Source organism: Acinetobacter sp. ABJ_C1_1 (assembly GCF_044684115.1).
GTDB lineage: Bacteria > Pseudomonadota > Gammaproteobacteria > Pseudomonadales > Moraxellaceae > Acinetobacter > Acinetobacter nosocomialis_A.
On sequence record NZ_JBITPU010000050.1, the window covers coordinates 1 to 255 of the forward strand.

The following is a 255-nucleotide window of genomic DNA, read 5'->3' on the forward strand; positions in this document are numbered from 1 at the left end:
TACCTGGTAATGATGGGTTACCTGCTGGGTCAGTCGCTGTTGCAGTCACTGTTTGACCATCAAGCAAGTCACCTGGGTTTGGCGCTGTCCACTTACCATCAGGGCCTGCAACTACAGTTGCTGTTGTACCATCAGGGAAGCTCACAGTTACGGTTGATCCCGCTTCTGCTGTACCTGTGATTGGATTGGTCGCATTGATTGGATCAAGAACCGGTGCATTTGGTGCTGCCGTATCGACAGTCACGATGACATCTG

1 protein-coding gene is annotated in these 255 nt (G+C 51.4%); it reads right to left on the minus strand.

Annotated elements, in window-relative coordinates:
• A partial coding sequence (locus ACG59Z_RS18785; RefSeq protein WP_400200729.1) for an Ig-like domain-containing protein occupies nt 1-244 on the minus strand: 244 nt, incomplete at its 3' end.
• Nucleotides 245-255 lie beyond the last annotated feature (11 nt).